18 protein-coding genes and 1 tRNA gene are annotated in these 16,261 nt (G+C 68.4%); 9 read left to right on the top strand and 10 right to left on the bottom strand.

Features of this window, described 5'->3' with window-relative positions; translation table 11 throughout:
- The first annotated feature begins 32 nt into the window (after positions 1-32).
- The 6 genes from J2Y70_RS00800 to J2Y70_RS00775 all read left to right on the top strand — a co-directional run bounded on the left by J2Y70_RS00800 (position 33) and on the right by J2Y70_RS00775 (position 6,806).
- On the top strand, positions 33-374 hold the full coding sequence (locus J2Y70_RS00800) for a type II toxin-antitoxin system RelE/ParE family toxin (protein WP_309912302.1): 342 nt from the start codon (positions 33-35) through the stop codon (positions 372-374).
- Positions 371-727 (top strand): helix-turn-helix transcriptional regulator, encoded by a 357-nt coding sequence (locus tag J2Y70_RS00795; RefSeq protein WP_309912300.1) that lies wholly within the window; start codon positions 371-373, stop codon positions 725-727. The genes J2Y70_RS00800 and J2Y70_RS00795 overlap by 4 nt, the downstream gene beginning before the upstream one ends.
- Positions 728-912: 185 nt before the next feature.
- Positions 913-1,521, top strand: coding sequence for a transcriptional repressor LexA (gene lexA, locus J2Y70_RS00790; RefSeq protein ID WP_309912298.1), 609 nt, complete (start codon positions 913-915; stop codon positions 1,519-1,521).
- Positions 1,521-2,156, top strand: coding sequence for a translesion DNA synthesis-associated protein ImuA (gene imuA / locus J2Y70_RS00785; RefSeq protein WP_309912296.1), 636 nt, complete (start codon positions 1,521-1,523; stop codon positions 2,154-2,156). Before lexA ends, imuA begins: the two co-directional genes overlap by 1 nt.
- A gap of 10 nt (positions 2,157-2,166) precedes the next feature.
- Entirely contained in the window at positions 2,167-3,612 is a 1,446-nt protein-coding gene (locus J2Y70_RS00780; RefSeq protein ID WP_309912294.1) for a DNA polymerase Y family protein, read from the top strand.
- A complete protein-coding gene (locus J2Y70_RS00775; protein WP_309912292.1) occupies positions 3,609-6,806 on the top strand; it encodes an error-prone DNA polymerase in 3,198 nt (1,065 codons plus the stop codon). Before J2Y70_RS00780 ends, J2Y70_RS00775 begins: the two co-directional genes overlap by 4 nt.
- Positions 6,807-6,859: 53 nt before the next feature.
- Here the strand turns inward: J2Y70_RS00775 and J2Y70_RS00770 are convergent, their stop codons facing one another.
- Both J2Y70_RS00770 and J2Y70_RS00765 read right to left on the bottom strand, forming a co-directional pair.
- Entirely contained in the window at positions 6,860-7,150 is a 291-nt protein-coding gene (locus J2Y70_RS00770) for a hypothetical protein (RefSeq protein ID WP_263397510.1), read from the bottom strand.
- A 746-nt stretch (positions 7,151-7,896) separates the two neighbouring features.
- Positions 7,897-8,508 (bottom strand): hypothetical protein, encoded by a 612-nt coding sequence (locus tag J2Y70_RS00765; RefSeq protein WP_309912289.1) that lies wholly within the window; start codon positions 8,506-8,508, stop codon positions 7,897-7,899.
- Here J2Y70_RS00765 and J2Y70_RS00760 point away from each other — a divergent pair.
- Positions 8,498-8,692, top strand: coding sequence for a hypothetical protein (locus tag J2Y70_RS00760; RefSeq protein WP_309912287.1), 195 nt, complete (start codon positions 8,498-8,500; stop codon positions 8,690-8,692). The two genes, J2Y70_RS00765 and J2Y70_RS00760, sit on opposite strands and share 11 nt — an antisense overlap.
- A gap of 51 nt (positions 8,693-8,743) precedes the next feature.
- Here J2Y70_RS00760 and J2Y70_RS00755 read toward each other — a convergent pair whose 3' ends face one another.
- Positions 8,744-9,187 (bottom strand): nuclear transport factor 2 family protein, encoded by a 444-nt coding sequence (locus J2Y70_RS00755; RefSeq protein WP_309912285.1) that lies wholly within the window; start codon positions 9,185-9,187, stop codon positions 8,744-8,746.
- A gap of 122 nt (positions 9,188-9,309) precedes the next feature.
- On the opposite strand from J2Y70_RS00755, the gene J2Y70_RS00750 reads away from it, so the two are divergent.
- Positions 9,310-10,032 carry a helix-turn-helix transcriptional regulator gene (locus tag J2Y70_RS00750; protein ID WP_309912283.1) on the top strand — a complete coding sequence of 241 codons (723 nt, stop codon included), beginning with the start codon at positions 9,310-9,312 and terminating at the stop codon, positions 10,030-10,032.
- A 130-nt stretch (positions 10,033-10,162) separates the two neighbouring features.
- On the opposite strand, the gene J2Y70_RS00745 is transcribed toward J2Y70_RS00750, so the two are convergent.
- Both J2Y70_RS00745 and J2Y70_RS00740 read right to left on the bottom strand, forming a co-directional pair.
- Positions 10,163-10,927, bottom strand: a complete 765-nt coding sequence (locus tag J2Y70_RS00745; RefSeq protein WP_309912281.1) for a DNA-formamidopyrimidine glycosylase family protein — start codon at positions 10,925-10,927, stop codon at positions 10,163-10,165.
- A gap of 459 nt (positions 10,928-11,386) precedes the next feature.
- Complete coding sequence (locus J2Y70_RS00740; RefSeq protein ID WP_309912279.1) at positions 11,387-12,499, bottom strand: serine hydrolase domain-containing protein; 1,113 nt, start codon at positions 12,497-12,499, stop codon at positions 11,387-11,389.
- Position 12,500: 1 nt separating this feature from the next.
- Between J2Y70_RS00740 and J2Y70_RS00735 the strand changes: the two genes are divergently transcribed.
- The gene (locus tag J2Y70_RS00735) at positions 12,501-12,989 is read left to right on the top strand and encodes a hypothetical protein (protein ID WP_309912277.1); all 489 of its coding nucleotides are present in this window, start codon (positions 12,501-12,503) and stop codon (positions 12,987-12,989) included.
- 28 nt (positions 12,990-13,017) lie between these two features.
- Here J2Y70_RS00735 and J2Y70_RS00730 read toward each other — a convergent pair.
- The 5 genes from J2Y70_RS00730 to mltG form a co-directional block, all read right to left on the bottom strand.
- Positions 13,018-13,092 (bottom strand) — tRNA-Val (locus tag J2Y70_RS00730).
- A 76-nt stretch (positions 13,093-13,168) separates the two neighbouring features.
- Positions 13,169-13,522 carry a PilZ domain-containing protein gene (locus J2Y70_RS00725; RefSeq protein ID WP_003468813.1) on the bottom strand — a complete coding sequence of 118 codons (354 nt, stop codon included), beginning with the start codon at positions 13,520-13,522 and terminating at the stop codon, positions 13,169-13,171.
- Positions 13,519-14,481: a DNA polymerase III subunit delta' gene (locus J2Y70_RS00720; protein WP_263397501.1), complete on the bottom strand. Its 963-nt coding sequence runs from the start codon at positions 14,479-14,481 to the stop codon at positions 13,519-13,521. The genes J2Y70_RS00725 and J2Y70_RS00720 overlap by 4 nt, the downstream gene beginning before the upstream one ends.
- A complete protein-coding gene (gene tmk, locus J2Y70_RS00715) occupies positions 14,478-15,146 on the bottom strand; it encodes a dTMP kinase (RefSeq protein WP_263397500.1) in 669 nt (222 codons plus the stop codon). Before tmk ends, J2Y70_RS00720 begins: the two co-directional genes overlap by 4 nt.
- Positions 15,143-16,201 carry an endolytic transglycosylase MltG gene (gene mltG, locus J2Y70_RS00710; protein ID WP_309912274.1) on the bottom strand — a complete coding sequence of 353 codons (1,059 nt, stop codon included), beginning with the start codon at positions 16,199-16,201 and terminating at the stop codon, positions 15,143-15,145. Before mltG ends, tmk begins: the two co-directional genes overlap by 4 nt.
- Positions 16,202-16,261 lie beyond the last annotated feature (60 nt).

Raw genomic sequence — 16,261 nt, 5'->3', positions numbered from 1 at the left:
GCGGATGTACATAAATAAGTACACCATGGCGCATGGAGACCACACTGGAAGTGCGCTTCTACCGTTCTGCATCGGGTGCTGAGCCGGTGCGGAGCTGGCTAAGGGAAGAAGTCTCGGCCGAGGCCAGGAGAACCATCGGCGGCGACATGAAGACGGTGCAACTGGGCTGGCCCCTCGGCATGCCATTGGTGCGCAAGATGGACCATCGCCTCTGGGAAGTGCGCAGCACGATTCCCGAGGGCATTGCGCGGATTTTTTTCACGATCGTGAAATCGGACATGGTGCTGTTGCATGGCATCGTCAAAAAATCGGACAAGACCCCGAAGTCCGATCTCGAAACCGCCAAACGGCGCAGAGACGAGGTGATGCAGTGAGTGCAAATGCCCATATCGGATCCAACTTCGACGACTTCCTCGCCGAGGAGGGCATCCTCGAAGAAGCTGCTTCCATCGCGGCCAAGCGCGTGATCGCCTGGCAGGTCGCCGAAGCCATGAAGGCGGCCAAGCTCACCAAGACCGCATTGGCCCGGCGCATGAACACCAGTCGTTCGCAGCTGGATCGCGTACTGGACGAAACGGATACCGGCCTGACCCTGGATACGCTGAGCCGTGCCGCCACGGCCCTGGGGTATCAGATACAGATCGGACTGGTCGTTGCCCAGACGAAAAAACCCGGCAGGAAATCGGCGACGGCAAAGCGCAAAGCATTGGCCGATGCACGAACCTGACCACGCAGGAAATCCGTAGCGTCCACAGGCGGCCGGCCGCTTGCACAGCGCTTGACCGGATTCCGTCGGCTGGCGCAGCGCAGTGGATGCGTCCATAGCAAAGCAATGACGGCTATCAGCTGGTAGCTGGCCCATTCAATAGGCCGCATCGCCAAATTGTCTGCGACGGTGTACAAATGTACACCATGAACACCCTTTCCCCCCAGCGCGCCGCCATCCTCGCCTACGTCCACGACTGCGCCGAGCAGGCCGGGCGGCCGCCGTCCCTGGCCGAGATCGCCGAGCGCTTCGGCTTCGCCTCGCGCAACGCCGCGCGCAAGCACGTGCAGGCGCTGGTCGAGGCCGGCCTGCTCGAGCATGTGCCGCAGCAGGCGCGCAGCCTGCGACCGGCGCAGGCGCAGCCGCGCGGCGGGCTGATGCAGTTGCCGGTGCTGGGCCGGGTCGCGGCCGGTGCGCCGATCGGCGCCGACATCGGCCTGGACCAGCAGTTGCGGCTGGACCGCACGCTGTTCGCGCTGCGCCCGGACTACCTGCTGCGCGTGCAGGGCGATTCGATGATCGACGACGGCATCCTCGACGGCGACCTGGTCGGGGTGCGCCGCAGCGCCGAGGCGCGCAACGGCCAGATCGTGGTGGCGCGGCTGGACGGCGAACTCACCATCAAGCGCTACCGGCACGACGGCGAACGCATCCAGCTGCTGCCGCGCAATCCGGCCTATGCGCCGATCGTGGTCCAGCCGGGGCAGGACTTCGCCATCGAAGGGCAGTACTGCGGCCTGATCCGGCAAGGCTGATGGCCGCCGTCGTCGCCCTCGACCGCCTGCTCGCCGAACGCCGGGTCTGGCGCGGCCAGCCGACCGCGCTGCCGCCCAGCGCGCAGCCCACCGGCCATGCCGCGCTGGATGCGGTGCTGCCGGCGCGCGGCTGGCCGGAGATGGCGCTGACCGAACTGCTGCATGCCGCCGACGGCATCGGCGAACTGCAGGTGCTGTGGCCGACGCTGGCGCGGCTGTCGCAGGGCGGCGGCCGCATCGTGCTGGTCGATCCGCCCTACCTGCCCTACCCCGGCGCCTGGGAGCAAGCCGGTGTGGCGCTGCCGCAGCTGCAGATCGTGCGCGCCGGCGCGGATGCGGCCTGGGCCGCCGAGCAATGCCTGCGCTCGGGCAGTTGCGCGGCGGTGCTGTGCTGGCCGGCGCTGGCCAGCGACAAGACCCTGCGCCGGCTGCAGGTGGCGGCCGAGACCGGGCGCGCGCTGGGCTTCGCCTATCGGCCGCTGAAAGCCGCGGCCAATCCGTCGCCGGCCGCGCTGCGCATCGCCATCGATGCCGCACCGGCGCAGCTGCGCGTGCTCAAGTGCCGCGGCGGCATGCCGCCGGCGCGCGCCATCGCGCTGGCCGCGCTGGCCGCGCCCACCGCGGCATCGGCTTGAGGGCGCGCGCATGCGCTGGGCCTGCATCCTGCTGCCGCAACTGGCGCTCGACACGGTGCTGCGGCGTTGGCCGACGCCGGACGAACCGCTGGCCTTGCTCGCCGGGCCGCCGCAGCGGCGCACGCTGAAGGCGGTCAACACCGCCGCGCGCGCGCGCGGCCTGCAGCCCGGGCAATCGCTGGCCACCGCGCAGGCGCTGTGCGACCGCTTCGCCACCGCGCTGCACGACCCCGAGGAAAGCCGCCGCAGCCAGCAGTTCCTGGCCGCGTGGGCGTACCGCTTCAGTTCGCTGGTGAGCACCGACTATCCGGGTGCGCTGCTGCTGGAGATCGAGGCCAGCCTGGGCCTGTTCGGGCCATGGCCGCGCTTCGAGGCGCGCCTGCGCGAGGAGCTGACCGCGCTGGGCTTCCGCCATCGCATCGTGGTCGCGCCGCATCCGCTGGCCGCGCGCGCGCTGGCCAATGCGCACGACGGCATCGCCCTGCTCGACAAGGCCGCGCTGCAGTGCGCGCTGGGGCAGCTGCCGATCGCCCGCGCCGGGCTGCAACCTGGCTTGGCCGAGGCCTTCGCGCGGATGGGCCTGCGCAAGCTGCAGCAGCTGTTCGCGCTGCCGCGCACGGCGCTGGCGCGGCGCTACCCGCCCGCGCTGCTGCAGCACTTGGACGCCTTGCGCGGGCAGGCGCCGTTGCCGTTGCAGTACTACCTGCCGCCGGACCGTTTCGATGCGCGGCTGGAACTGGGGTACGCGGTGGAATCCAGCCAGGCGCTGCTGTTCCCGCTGCGCCGGCTGACCGCCGACCTGGCCGCGTTCCTGGCCGGGCGCGACGGCGGCGTGCAGCGCTTCCAGCTGCATCTGGAGCACGAAGGCCTGGCCGACAGCGTGGTGCCGGTCGGCCTGCTCGCCGCCGAGCGCGAGGCGGCGATGCTGTTCGAACTGGCGCGCGGGCGCCTGCAGCAGGCCAGCGTGCCGGCGCCGGTGCAGGCCATGCGCCTGTGCGCCGACGAACTGCCGCCGTTCGTGCCCGCCGCGCGCGAACTGTTCGACGAACGCGCGCAGCAGGCGCTGCCCTGGGAACAGCTGCGCGAACGCCTGCGCGCGCGCCTGGGCGACGAAGCGGTGCACGGCCTGCGCGCGCATGCCGACCATCGCCCGGAGCGGGCGTGGCGCGCCGAGTCGGGCAAGCCCGCGCCGGCCGGCAATGCGGGCAAGGCCAGCGCAGCGATCGCCAGCGCTGCGCTGCCGCGTCCCGGCTGGCTGCTGACCCGGCCGATCCCGCTGCGCGAGCGCGACCCCGAACGCCTGGCCGGCCCGGAACGCATCGAAAGCGGCTGGTGGGACGACACCGACGTGCGCCGCGACTACTACATCGTGCGCACCCGCCAGGGTCAGCGTGCCTGGGTGTTCGCGCCGGCCGAGGCGCCGGACGCGCTGATGCTGCACGGCTGGTTCGCATGAGCCATGCCCCGCCACGCCCGCGGCTGCGCGCGGCGCCTTCGCCGGCACAGGTGCCGGCTGCACCATCTGGTTCGGCGCACGACGCCACATCCACGCGCAGCGCATCGCCCGACTACGCGGAACTGCATTGCCTGTCGAACTTCAGTTTCCAGCGCGGCGCCTCGCATGCGTGGGAACTGTTCCAGCGCGCCGCCCGCCACGGCTATCGCGCGCTGGCGATCACCGACGAATGCACCCTGGCCGGCGTCGTGCGCGCCTGGCAGGCGGCCAAGGACACCGGGCTGGCGCTGATCGTCGGCAGCGAACTGCAGATCGAACACGGCCCCAAGCTGGTGCTGCTGGCCGAGACCCTGCACGGCTACCAGCAGTTGTGCCGGCTGATCACCCTGGCCCGCCGCCGCGCCGACAAGGGCACGTACCGCGCCCTGCGCGAGGATTTGGACGGCGACCTGCACGGCCTGCTGTGCCTGTGGCTGCCGCGCGACCATTGCGAAGACGCACCCGACGGCGCCTGGCTGCAGGCGCGCTTCGCGCAGCGCCTGTGGCTGGCGGTGGAGCTGCTGCGCGGCCCCGACGACGACGCCCTGCTGCAGGCGCGCCTGCAGCTGGCGCAGCGCCTGCAGTTGCCCGCCGTGGCCTGTGGCGACGTGCACATGCACGCACGCGGGCGCCGCGCGCTGCAGGACACGCTGACCGCAATCCGCCAGCGCCTGCCGCTGAGCGAGGCCGGCGCGCACCTGTTCGCCAACGGCGAGCGCCACCTGCGCCCACGCGCCACCCTGGCCACGCTGTATCCGCACGCCTTGCTGGCCGAGTCGGTGCGCATCGCGCAGCGCTGCACGTTCGACCTCGGTCAACTGCGCTACCAGTACCCGCACGAACTGGTGCCGCCCGGGCAGACCCCGACGCAATGGCTGCGCACGCTCACCGAACGCGGCGTCATCGAGCGCTGGGGCGAAGCCGGCGCGCCGGAGAAGGCGCGGCGCCTGATCGAGCACGAACTGGGCGTGATCCAGCGCCTGGGCTACGAGTCGTATTTCCTCACCGTTTACGACCTGGTGCGCTTCGCCAGGTCGCGCCACATCCTGTGCCAGGGCCGCGGCTCGGCGGCGAACTCGGCCGTCTGCTACGCACTGGGCATCACCGCGATCGACCCGGACCGCATCGGCATGCTGTTCGAGCGCTTCATTTCCGAAGAGCGCAAGGAGCGGCCCGACATCGACATCGATTTCGAGCACGACCGCCGCGAGGAAGTGATCCAGTACATCTTCAGCCACTACGGACGCGGGCGCGCTGCATTGGCCGCGGTGGCGATCACCTATCACGCGCGCAGCGCGGTGCGCGACGTGGCACGGGCGCTGGGCCTGCCCAGCGACACCGTCGATGCGCTGTCCGCCGCCCTCGGCCAGCGCGACCCCGTCGAATCGCCGCAGGAACTGCTGCGCGAGCGCGGCTTCGATCCGGACACGGCGCTGATGCGCCGGCTGCTGGTGCTGACCGGCGAGTTGATCGGGTTTCCGCGCCACCTGTCGCAGCACCCGGGCGGCTTCGTGATCTCCGAGCATCCGCTGCACACGCTGGTGCCGGTGGAGAACGCGACGATGGCCGAGCGCACCGTGATCCAGTGGGACAAGGACGACCTGGAACTGGTCGGACTGATGAAGGTCGACGTACTCGCGCTGGGCATGCTCAGCGCGCTGCGGCGCACGCTGGATTTGTTGCGTGCACACCGCGGCAAGGACTACAGCCTGGCGACCATTCCCGCCGAAGATTCGGACACCTATAAGATGATCCAGCGCGCCGATACCATCGGCGTGTTCCAGATCGAATCGCGTGCGCAGATGGCGATGCTGCCGCGACTCAAACCGCGCGAGTTCTACGACCTGGTGATCCAGGTGGCGATCGTGCGCCCCGGCCCGATCCAGGGCGGCATGGTGCATCCCTACCTGCGTCGCCGCAGCGGCGAGGAAATACCCGACGAATTGCCCGAGGAACTGCGCGATGTGTTCAAACGCACCCTAGGCGTCCCCTTGTTCCAGGAACAAGTCATGCAACTGGCCGTCAACGCTGCTGGTTACACCCCTGGCGAAGCCGATCAGTTGCGCCGCTCGATGGCCGCCTGGAAGCGTCACGGCGGGCTGGAGCCGCATCGCGAAAAACTGATGAAGGGCATGCTGGAGAGAAACTACAGCGCCGAGTTCGCCACACGCATCTTCGAACAGATCAAGGGCTTCGGCAGCTACGGCTTCCCCGAGAGCCATGCCGCCAGCTTCGCCCTGCTCACCTACGCCAGCTGCTGGCTCAAGCGCCACGAACCGGCCGCGTTCACCTGCGCGCTGATCAACAGCTGGCCGATGGGTTTCTACAGCCCCGACCAGTTGCTGCAGGACGCGCGCCGCCACGGCCTGCAGGTGCGCCCGGTCGACGTGCGCTACAGCGACTGGGACTGCGGATTGGAGGCCTACAGCGCCGATCCGACCGTACAGCCGGCGATCCGCCTGGGCCTGCGCATGGTCCGCGGCCTGGCCGAAGACGCCGCGCTGCGCCTGCAGCAGGCGCGCGCGCAGGCGCCGTTCCGCGACCTGGCCGACCTGTGCCATCGCGCCGCGCTCGACGACAAGGCGCGCGACAGCCTGGCCGATGCCGGCGCACTGAAGCCGCTGGCCGGGCACCGCCATCGCGCACGCTGGGCGGTGGCCGGCGTCGAAGCGCAGCGGCCCTTGTTCGAAGCGCTACAGGCAACGCCGGAGCAGCAGGTGGCATTGCCGCTACCCACTCTCGGCGAGGACATCCGCGCCGACTACGCCACGATCGGCACCACGCTGGGCAAGCACCCGATGTCGCTGCTGCGCCGGCAACTGGCGGCGCGCCGCTATCGCCATTCCGGCGAACTGCGCACCCTGCCCCACGCCAGCGCGGTCGCCGTCGCCGGCCTGGTGACGATGCGCCAGCGCCCGCAGACCGCCAGCGGCGTCACCTTCGTCACCCTCGAGGACGAACACGGCCTGGTCAACGTGGTGGTGTGGCGGCGCCTGGCCGATCGCCAGCGCCAGGCGCTGATCGAATCCAAGCTGCTGGCGGTGCGCGGCCGCCTGGAAACTGCCGACGGCGTGCGCCACCTGATCGCTGGCCACCTCGAAGACCTGACCCCCTTGCTGCTGGGACTGGATGCGCGCAGCCGCGATTTCCACTGACGCACCAAGCGCAACAGCGGCACGCTTGCCGCTGCAGCACAGCCGGTCCGTCGCTATCGCAACGGCGCATCCACCGCACCGCCGCACGCCTGCATCGCCCGTTGCACCGCATCGGCTTCGCCCAGGCGCTCGCGGTAGATGGTGGCGGCCAGCGTACGCCTGGCCTTGCTCGACCCGATCGCACCATGACTGGCGATGTCCGACAGCGGTCCGCCCAACTGGCGATACCTGGCGACGAGCCTGGCCGTCGCGGCCATGCTCGCGCACTCCACCGGCGCCGCTGGCGCCGGCGCGCACACCATCAGCAAAAAAGAGAACCCCAGCGCCGCAAATGCCTTGTTCATAGCTGCTCCCAAGCGGAGACGAAGACCGCCATCCCCATGCGGCCGCGCAGGGCCGAGGCACCGCAGCACATGCCTGCACAGCGCCGCGGCAACCGCGGCATCGCCGCACGCGCCGAGAGAACACCGGCAAACAGGCCGCAGCGACGTCGGGCTGCGCGTATCGCCATCCGCTCATGGCGGACAGCGCCGATGGAAGATAGGCAACGCGAACGCCAGCGGCAGCCGTGTCGCGACGAACCCCCGCGGCGGCGGAACGAACAACCGAATCGGCGGAGCCAAGCGCGGCAGCCATGTCGGCGCACGTCGCCCATTGCGCAAGCACGGATGGTGACCATGTCAGAGAGTGCGGCCGAGGTCCGGACTGAGGTCCGACCCTTGGCAAGCGCGCTTCGATGGCAGAAGAGCCGCCGGAGATCACCGAAGGCATGCGCCATCGCCCAGCTGGAAGACTCGGCCCGTCACTGCAAACGAATGTGCGCAACTCGGGTTTCGAGTGAGCGAACCTGGCCTCGACGTCGCCATCGACCAAGGCAGGCAGCGCATCGACCAGAGGACCTCGGTCCATTTTACCGAACACGACGCACATATCGGCGCCATGGCCCACGGTCAAACGATATGGACGGGCCGAATGAATCCTGCTCCTCTATCCGTCACAACTGCGCGGATCCGCTGGCGGAAACCAGTGGTGCTGGCGGAGCAGGAAAATCGCATCGGCACGTCCCACATTGCGACGTGCCGCATTGCGATCAGCGTTTGGGAGCGACCAGGCGCGCGTACTGGTCGTGATCGATCCAACCCGTGAACGAAGCGTCCTTGGCATTGATGAATTCGACCTGGGCCCAGCCATCCTTGAACGCCAGCACGCCCACCACATCGTTCTTGACGACGTAGGCGCCCTTGGGCGTCTTGGCGCCCGGCGTTTTCTGCAGATACGCCTTGTCGGCGGATACTTTCACCAGCCCGATCCATTTCTTGTCGGCGGTCCGGGTCAGGTCCAGGCCAGTGGCGATTTCCGGCATCAGCACATTGAGGCAACCAGGATGCTCACGGCCCTGCTTCACGGTCAGCGTCACGCCATCGGACGACGCCGCCACCGTGCCGGGGTAAGCGCCGTCCGCCCAAGTGGTGACCGGGACCGGGGCTGCGCCCTCCGCCTTGCCCTGCAGGAAGAACGCACAACCGCGGGTCACGCCCTCGCCCATCTCTTCCGAGTAGAAGCCTTCGACGCCATGCTCGGGCGTCACGGCGAGCATCAGCCCTTCGTACTTGCCCGAATGCAGCGCAGCCGCGCCGGCGAGCGCAGGCGCTACGGAGCAAAGCGAGAACAAACCAACAGCCAGGAACCGGGTGATCGCCATCTTTTTCCTTCAAGTGTTATGCAGATTTTTTGAAGCGTTCGTCATCGCCATCATAGCCGTCGCAGGCGCGCAGCATGGCTGCACCATCCTTGCCATTGATGAAATCGACCAACGCCAGGCGCCGAGGACGCCTTCGATCGATTGTCGTCAATGGCTGCCCCGCCACCCTGAATCGAGCAGTTGATGGATGTTGCCAATCCGGGTTGCGCCGCAGGTCGCCTGGTACCGACTGCGATTACCTGCCCAGCGCCGACAGCAGCGTCTGCACGCCTTTCCAGCCCCAGTACACCCGATGGCACGCGATCAGGCCGCGCGCATCGAGATCCATGACCTCCACCAGGTCGACCTGATCGCCGTCCGGCGTTTCTCGCGGATATTCCCAGACCACCTGGCGGCCGGAAGCATGGCAGCGGCCGCTGCGATACCAGCGGCCAAGGCCGTTTTCGGGCTGTGCGAACGATGCTGCGAAGAACGCCTTGATCGCCTCGCGTCCGTGCAACCTTCCATCTCGCCGCTCCGCGGACGCCACATACGCCAATGGCGTTTCCAGCATCGCGTCTTGCGCATACAGCGCCATCAGCGCCTCCAGGTCCCGCTCGACCACGCTGCGATGCCACTGCTCGAAGACGAAGCGGACATCGCCCTCCGCCCCGTTCGACCGCGCTTCGATTTCGCTCATGCAGGCACTCCGATGTCGTGCACCGCAGTCTAGGAACATGGGCGCGCTGTCGATTCGATGCGTGCCGAAGCGTTCCGGCAAGGTGCGGCCTATGATGGCCGCGTCCATCAGGAGCCGACACGATGCCGGTCGAACAGCCCAAGCTTGCCGCGACCGCGTTCCTCATCGCCGATCCCGCCCGCGCCGCCATGTTGATGGCGCTGATCGATGGACGCGCACTGCCGGCCGGCGAACTCGCGTTTGCGGGCGGCGTCACCCCGCAGACAGCGAGTTCGCACCTGTCGAAACTGCTGAACGGCGGATTGCTGGCGGTCGAGGCGCAGGGCCGCCACCGCTACTACCGGCTGGCCGGTTCCCACGTCGCGTCCGTCCTGGAAAACCTGGCGACCCTCGCCGCGCCCGCCGCACCGCGATGCCGGAAAGCCGGGCGCAATCAGCAATCGCTGGCCTTCGCCAGATGCTGCTACGACCACCTGGCGGGGCGACTGGGTGTGGCGGTGACCGAAGCGCTGCAGCGGCGCGCGCTGCTCGTCGCACAAGACGACAAGCGCTATGCGGTCTCCGCCGAAGGCGCCGTCTGGTTCTCGCGGATGGGCCTGGAGCTTTCGCACCTCGCCCCAGCCAGGCGCGGCGTTGCGCGGCAGTGCCTGGACTGGACCGAACGCAAGCACCACCTCGCCGGGCCGCTGGGTACCGCATTGCTTGGCCTGCTTTGCGCCAGGCACTGGCTGCGCCGCGTCGACGGCGCGCGCACGATCCACATCACCGACAGCGGCTGGGCCGGCCTGCAGACCGAACTGGGAATCCGCCGGCTTGGCGGGGACGAACTGGCGCTGGATCCCTGAGGGGCGCTAGCGTTCCGACGGTTGCAATGCCCTGCGCTCTAGCGTCTTGGCACCGGATCGCGCGACAGCGAAGCGTACCGCCGCGTCCGCACCCGCGTGCAAACGCACCGGCCGAAAATGCCCTTGCATTCTAAGACGCACCGACATCGGAAGCATCCAGCGCATAGCGGCGCTGGCAGTGCTCGCAGAAGAACGCGCGCCGCTGCGCCTTGCCGAGCTGCTTGCGATAGGTCAGCAGATGGCCGTCGCGCGGACAGGTGGTCTTGGTATGCACCTGGTAGTGCTTCTTCAGCACGAAGGCCTTCTTCCAGTTGTAGAAGTCGAAGCTGTACTCGCGCGCCTGCGTCACCAGCTCGGCTAGCTTGCGCGGCGGCAACGCCCCGACCTCGCTCTCCGGATGCACGCGGATGCGGAACAGCACTTCGTTCTTGATGATGTTGCCGACCCCGGCGAACACGTCTTGGTCCAGCAACGCATCGGCGGCCAGCGTGCGCGGCCGCAGGCGCAGCTTGCGCCGCGCCTGCGCCGCGTCCCAGTCCGGGTTCATCACGTCCCCACGCCAGTCGTAGGCCTCGTCCAGCGCGCCCTCGATGAACTTGACCGAGCATGCGTAGAAGTTCAGCTCCTCGCCCTTGGCGAAACCCAGGCTCAACCGCGCCGGCGCCTCCTTGCGCGCATTGATCCGGTAGCTGCCGAACAGCAGAAAATGGATGCGCACGCTGAACCCGTCGAACTCGATCAGGAAGTGCTTGCCCCAGCTGCGCAGCGACAGGATCTTGCGGCCGAGCATCCGCGCCAGCTCCTGCTTGCTGTTGCCGGACACCCGCAGCACCTTGCGACCCGCGAACGCGGCCGCCTCTTCTTTCAGGATGACGATCGAAGGACCTTCAGGCATGGCCGGAGTATCTATAGCGGCCGTGAGCGATTCGTGAGCCGAAGGGGAGCCAGGGCTGGTCAGTCCGCGCTGGGTACGGGTTGGAATCGGATGATCAATGCCAACGGGCCGAGGCCGCTCGCTCTAGTTCAGTCGCGTACTCGGTCTGCAGCGACCGGGACCGAACATGCTGATGACAGCCACGCCGCGGCCACTTTATCGCGCTCGAACTCGCGCTAACACACTCGGCTCAATCATCACTGATGGCAGATTGGCAGTGCCGTGCGGTCCGCGTGATGTGAGCAGACCCAGCATTTCACGCGCGCTTGAAACGCGCGATAGCCGTCAATCGAAAGCGTATCAATATCCGTATGCATGGGAATCAACGAATCTTTCCAAGAAATTTCGACCGCATCGCATCATCTTCGCAGATATCACGAACAGGGGCGGCTCGGGCCGCGCGAACAGTCATCGCACGCACTACTTTGAACCGACCGCGGCCTTGCCTATCCGCGAAACGAATTCGTCCAGGTCGGTGTTGGCGGTATTGGCGAGAATGACGATGGTCAGGTCGCGGTCGAGGAAACGATACAGCTGCGCCTGCGCGCCCATGATCCGGCCGGGACGTTTGGCGACGCGGTGCTTGGCGGCGCCTATCCGCGTCTCGTAGACCCACAGGCCATAACCGTAGTCGTCGAGCCCGGGGGTGGTCAGCCGGGCGATGCTTTCCTTGCGCAACAGGCCGGACCCGAACAGCGCGTCCGAGAACCTGAGCACATCTTCGGCCGTGGAGTACATCGCGCCGGCGGAGTACCAGTTCTCCGGATAGACCGGGAAGTCGTTGGACAGGGACTTGAGGTCTTCGCGATACGAGTAGGTGGAGGCCAGGCCTTCGACGATGCTTTCATGGCGCAGCATGCCGGTATGGGTCAGTCCCAGCGGCTTCAGAATCCGGTCCTGCAGCACCTGCTCGTAGGCTTTGCCGGTGACGCGTTCGATGACCTTGCCCAGGATCAGGTAATCGCCGTTGTTGTAGTCGAACGTCGTGCCCGGGGCATGCAGTAGCGGTCCGCTGCAGAATTTTCTTATCAACCGATCGCTGGTATAGGGCGACTGGTAGGTCGGCAAGCCCCCGGTCAACGCCTGCTCCAAGCTTTTCACCTGGTCGAAGTTCTGCAGTCCGGAAGTGTGGTTGAGAAGCTGATGCAAAGTGATACGGTCGGCACCGGCGATGGCGTAATCGGGCAGGTAGCTGGCCACGTTCGCCTGCAGGTCCAGTTTTCCTTCTTCATGCAGTTGCAGCACCAGGGTGGCGGTGAACAGTTTGGTGATGGAAGCGATCCAGTACCGGGTCTGGTCGCCGTTGGCGACGCCGTACTGGACACTGGACAGGCCGAAACTGCGCTGGTATCGCCGCTTGCCGTCCTGCTGGACCAGGACAGTACCGCTGAAGCCGTGTTGCGCGGCATAGGTAGCGATGAAGTCTTCGAGTGGCGTCGCCTGCGACTGCGCCCGCAGCGGCATCGCCGCGCAGAGGAAGACAAGCACACCGACAAGCAAGCGATAGGTAACGGAACGGAAGAGGTTTCGCACGATGTACCCCGGCATGATGGAACGGCCGCGAGTATGGAACCGGACCAATACCTGGGCGGGTGCCTTCGGACAAAACGAGGATAAGGCCGACGAAATGGCCGACGCGCGCTGCGAACACGTGGGCTGGCCCGGTAGGGCGAATCCGCCTGGCGATCGCGCCTGGCTGGCCGTTGCTTCTACCTTGTTCCGGCAACGCTTACGGCTGTGTCAAATACCGCTCGCCATCGAACTCGAAGCCCGTCAGGCGTCCCTGCGCATCGCGCAGAAAACGCAAAAGCTCCGCTGGGTCCAGTCGCAGCGCGTTCGCACCGAACGGATCCGGCGATGCGGGTTCCAACTGCCGCTGCAGGGCGCCTACTTGCAAGCGCAATCCGTTAGTCACCGGCATGCGTTCACTGCGGTAGTGATCGCTTCTACGGCGACTCCCGCCAGCATTGGATTCGCGCATCTGGACCGGGTTACCGTGCAGATACGAAAAAGCCGGCACTAGGCCGGCTTCTCGTAAAATCTTGATTTCGTGGTGGGCGGTGCAGGGTTCGAACCTGCGACCCTTGCCGTGTGAAGGCAATGCTCTACCGCTGAGCTAACCGCCCGTGTCGCGAGCCGCACATTATAGGGGCGTTGCGGCTGGCGTCAACGGTCCCCGCGGACGCCATGCCGGCGCGGCCGCTACATGGTCTGGGTGGGCTTGTCGGCGTTGAGGGTGCCGGCCAGCTGGGTCTCGATCTTGTTGCGGATGGTCTCGCCTTCGCTGTTGTCCGGCAGCTGCACGCCGATACCGGCGGTGCGGTTGCCCTGCGCGCCCATCGGGGTCACCCAGATCACCTTGCCGGCCACCGGCAGGCGCTCGCTGGAATCGGGCAGGGTCAGCAGCAGGAACACTTCGTCGCCCAGGAAATAGCGCTTGGGCGTGGGCACGAAGATGCCGCCGTTCTTCACGAACGGCATGTACGCGTTGTACAGCGCCGCCTTGTCTTTCACCGCCAGCGACAGGATGCCCTGACGTCCGCTCATCGCACTCATCGTTGTCCCCCTCTCCGGACCGGGCGATCGCCATCGCGCCAGGCCAACAACAGTTCCGCGATGGCCAGGTCGCCACGGACGGTGGTGCGCAGCAGGTCGCGGGTGCGGTTGGCTGCGTCGAACCAGGTCGCCAGCTTGTGCAATCGCGCCGGGTCGGTCAAGCCAGCCTGCGAGGCCTGCGCCAGCGCCAGGTCGGCGGCGTGGCCCAGGCGCTGCTCGGCGAGGCCGTCGCCGCTCCAGCGCTGCGCCGCCTCGACCGTGCCCAGCTTGCCGGCGGCGACCTGCTCCAGGTCGGTGGCCACCTGCCGGCGCAGCTTCAGGCCGTCCTCGCGCAGCCACTGCGCGGCCAGGCCGGGGTGGCCGCGCGCGGCGGCCAGCGCCTCGCGCGCGGTCTTTTCCGGGAACTCCTGGGCCAGCAGCCAGGCGATCGCCTCGTCGGCCGGCGGCAGCTTGAACTCCAGGCGCTGGCAGCGGCTGCGGATGGTCGCCGGCAGCCGTGCCGGCTGCGCGCTGATCAGCCACAGGTAGCGGCCGGGCTGCGGCTCTTCCAGGGTCTTGAGCAGGGCGTTGCAGGCGGCGCGGTTGATCGCGTCGGCCGGATCCACCACCACCACCTGGGCGATGCCGTACTGCGGGGTCAGCGACAGCTTCTGCGAGATCTCGCGCACCTGTTCGATGACGATCTCGGTGCGCAGCTTGTCGCCGGTACGGTTGGGAATGAACGAGATCAGCTGCAGGTCGGGATGGGTACCGGCGGCGATCAGCTGCGCGCTGCGCAGGTTCGCGGCCGGTTCGCCCTGGCCGAGCACGTGCGCGGCCAGCTTCAGCGCCACCGCGCGCTTGCCCAGGCCGTCCGGGCCGCAGATCAGCAGGCCATGGCCGAGCCGGCCGGCGTCGAGCGCGGCCACGGTCTGTTCGTAGGCGCGCTGCTGCCAGGGCGCGAAGGACAGCTCGCTCATGGCGCGCGCTCCTGCTGCACCCAGGCCGCCAGCGCGGCGGCCACATCGTGCGCCACCGCCTGCGGCGGCTGGCTGGCGTCGATGGTGCGGAAGCGCTGCGGGTCCTGCGCGGCGCGCTGGCGGAAGCCGGCGCGCACGCGCTGGAAGAAATCGTCCTGCTCGCTCTCGATCCGGTCCGGCCACAGGTCGCGGCCGCTGGTGCGGGCGCGGCCGATCTGCACGTCCAGGTCCAGCAGCAGGGTCAGCCCCGGCTGCAGGCCGACCGCGCGCCGTTCCAGGTCGGCGATCCAGGCGCGGTCCAGGCCGCGGCCCTCGCCCTGGTAGGCGTAGCTGGAATCGGTGAAGCGGTCGCTGACCACGTAGGCGCCGCGCTGCAGCGCCGGGCGGATCACCTCGCGCACGTGCTGGGCGCGCGCGGCGAACACCAGCAGCAGTTCGGCCTCGGCGGCCAGCGGCTCGGCCGGCTGCAACGCCGGCGCGTTGTTGAGCAGCAGCTCGCGAATGCGCTCGGCCAGCGGCGTGCCGCCGGGTTCGCGGGTCAGTACGACCTCGTGGCCCTGCGCCTGCAGCCAGTCGCGGATCGCGTTGATCGCGGTGGTCTTGCCGGCGCCCTCGCCGCCTTCCAGGCTGACGAAGCGATGGTGGCGCAGCACGGCCTCGCTCATGGCGTCACCGCCGCGCCGCTGCGCGCGCGCAGGCGCTGCAGGTAGCGCGCCACCGCCGCGGTGTGCTCGGCATAGCTGGCGGAAAACACGTGCGCGCCGCTGCCGTCGCCGACCGCGACGAAGTACAGGCTGTCGCCGGGCGCCGGGTTGGTCGCCGCGCGCAGCGCGTCGCGGCCGGGCATGGCGATCGGGGTCGGGGTCAGGCCGGCGCGGGTGTAGGTGTTGTACGGCGTGTCGGTCTCCAGGTCGCGCTTGCGGATGTTGCCGTCGTAGGCGCTGCCGATGCCGTAGATCACGGTCGGATCGGTCTGCAGCTTCATGCCCAGCCGCAGGCGGCGCACGAACACGCCGGCGATCTGCGGCCGCTCGGCGGCCAGGCCGGTTTCCTTCTCCACGATCGAGGCCAGGGCCAGCGCCTGTTCCGGCGATTGCAGCGGCAGGTCGGCGGCGCGCGCGGCCCAGGCCTCGGCCAGCGCCTTGTCCATCGCCGCATGGGCGCGCTGCAGCACGTCCAGATCGCTGTCCTCGCGCTGGTACAGGTAGGTCTCCGGCAGGAAGCGGCCCTCCGGGTGCTGTGCGGGCTGGCCGAGCCTGGCCATCAGTTCGCTGTCGCTGAGCTCGGTGGTGACGTGGCGCAGCGGCGTGGCCGCGTTCAGCGCCGCGCGCAGCTGGCGGATGTTCCAGCCTTCGACGATGGTGAAGCGGTAGTGGATCACCTGGCCCTTGCGCATGCGCAGCAGCAGCTCGCGCGGGGTCAGCGCCGGCTGCAGCGCGTATTCGCCGACCTTGAGCTTGCCGGCGGCATCGAGCTGGCGCGCCAGCAGCTGCCATTGCAGGTCGCTGCCCTGCTCGACCCCGGCCGCGCGCAGCTTGCGCAGCATGCCGTTGAACGAATCGCCGCGCGCCACTTCCACGCTGGGCTGCGCCGCGTGCAGCGGCCGCTCGGAGAAGGCGCGGTAGCCCTGCCACCACCACGCACCGGCCGCGGCGGCCAGCAGCGCAAGCACCAGCAACGTCGCCAGCAGGGTCAGACACCCGCGTTTAGCCCAAGCCACGACCACCTCGAAGCGAATTCAACGGGGTGCAGGATACCGCGCGACCGGCACCGGCCGGTA

It is taken from the genome of Xanthomonas sp. 1678, from assembly GCF_031455575.1.
GTDB lineage: Bacteria > Pseudomonadota > Gammaproteobacteria > Xanthomonadales > Xanthomonadaceae > Xanthomonas_A.
Note: the sequence above shows the minus strand (reverse complement) of the source record. Positions and strands in the feature narration are given on the sequence as shown.

What these genes read in the sequence shown, in the direction of transcription:
- lexA (WP_309912298.1), top strand. Translation starts at nt 913, where the DNA reads ATGAACACCCTTTCCCCCCAGCGCGCCGCCATCCTCGCCTACGTCCAC.
- J2Y70_RS00745 (WP_309912281.1), bottom strand. Translation starts at nt 10,927, where the DNA reads ATGCCTGAAGGTCCTTCGATCGTCATCCTGAAAGAAGAGGCGGCCGCG.
- J2Y70_RS00780 (WP_309912294.1), top strand. Translation starts at nt 2,167, where the DNA reads ATGCGCTGGGCCTGCATCCTGCTGCCGCAACTGGCGCTCGACACGGTG.
- J2Y70_RS00755 (WP_309912285.1), bottom strand. Translation starts at nt 9,187, where the DNA reads ATGAGCGAAATCGAAGCGCGGTCGAACGGGGCGGAGGGCGATGTCCGC.
- J2Y70_RS00750 (WP_309912283.1), top strand. Translation starts at nt 9,310, where the DNA reads ATGCCGGTCGAACAGCCCAAGCTTGCCGCGACCGCGTTCCTCATCGCC.
- J2Y70_RS00775 (WP_309912292.1), top strand. Translation starts at nt 3,609, where the DNA reads ATGAGCCATGCCCCGCCACGCCCGCGGCTGCGCGCGGCGCCTTCGCCG.
- imuA (WP_309912296.1), top strand. Translation starts at nt 1,521, where the DNA reads ATGGCCGCCGTCGTCGCCCTCGACCGCCTGCTCGCCGAACGCCGGGTC.
- J2Y70_RS00720 (WP_263397501.1), bottom strand. Translation starts at nt 14,481, where the DNA reads ATGAGCGAGCTGTCCTTCGCGCCCTGGCAGCAGCGCGCCTACGAACAG.
- J2Y70_RS00735 (WP_309912277.1), top strand. Translation starts at nt 12,501, where the DNA reads ATGTACCCCGGCATGATGGAACGGCCGCGAGTATGGAACCGGACCAAT.
- J2Y70_RS00800 (WP_309912302.1), top strand. Translation starts at nt 33, where the DNA reads ATGGAGACCACACTGGAAGTGCGCTTCTACCGTTCTGCATCGGGTGCT.
- J2Y70_RS00765 (WP_309912289.1), bottom strand. Translation starts at nt 8,508, where the DNA reads ATGGCGATCACCCGGTTCCTGGCTGTTGGTTTGTTCTCGCTTTGCTCC.
- J2Y70_RS00725 (WP_003468813.1), bottom strand. Translation starts at nt 13,522, where the DNA reads ATGAGTGCGATGAGCGGACGTCAGGGCATCCTGTCGCTGGCGGTGAAA.
- J2Y70_RS00770 (WP_263397510.1), bottom strand. Translation starts at nt 7,150, where the DNA reads ATGAACAAGGCATTTGCGGCGCTGGGGTTCTCTTTTTTGCTGATGGTG.
- tmk (WP_263397500.1), bottom strand. Translation starts at nt 15,146, where the DNA reads ATGAGCGAGGCCGTGCTGCGCCACCATCGCTTCGTCAGCCTGGAAGGC.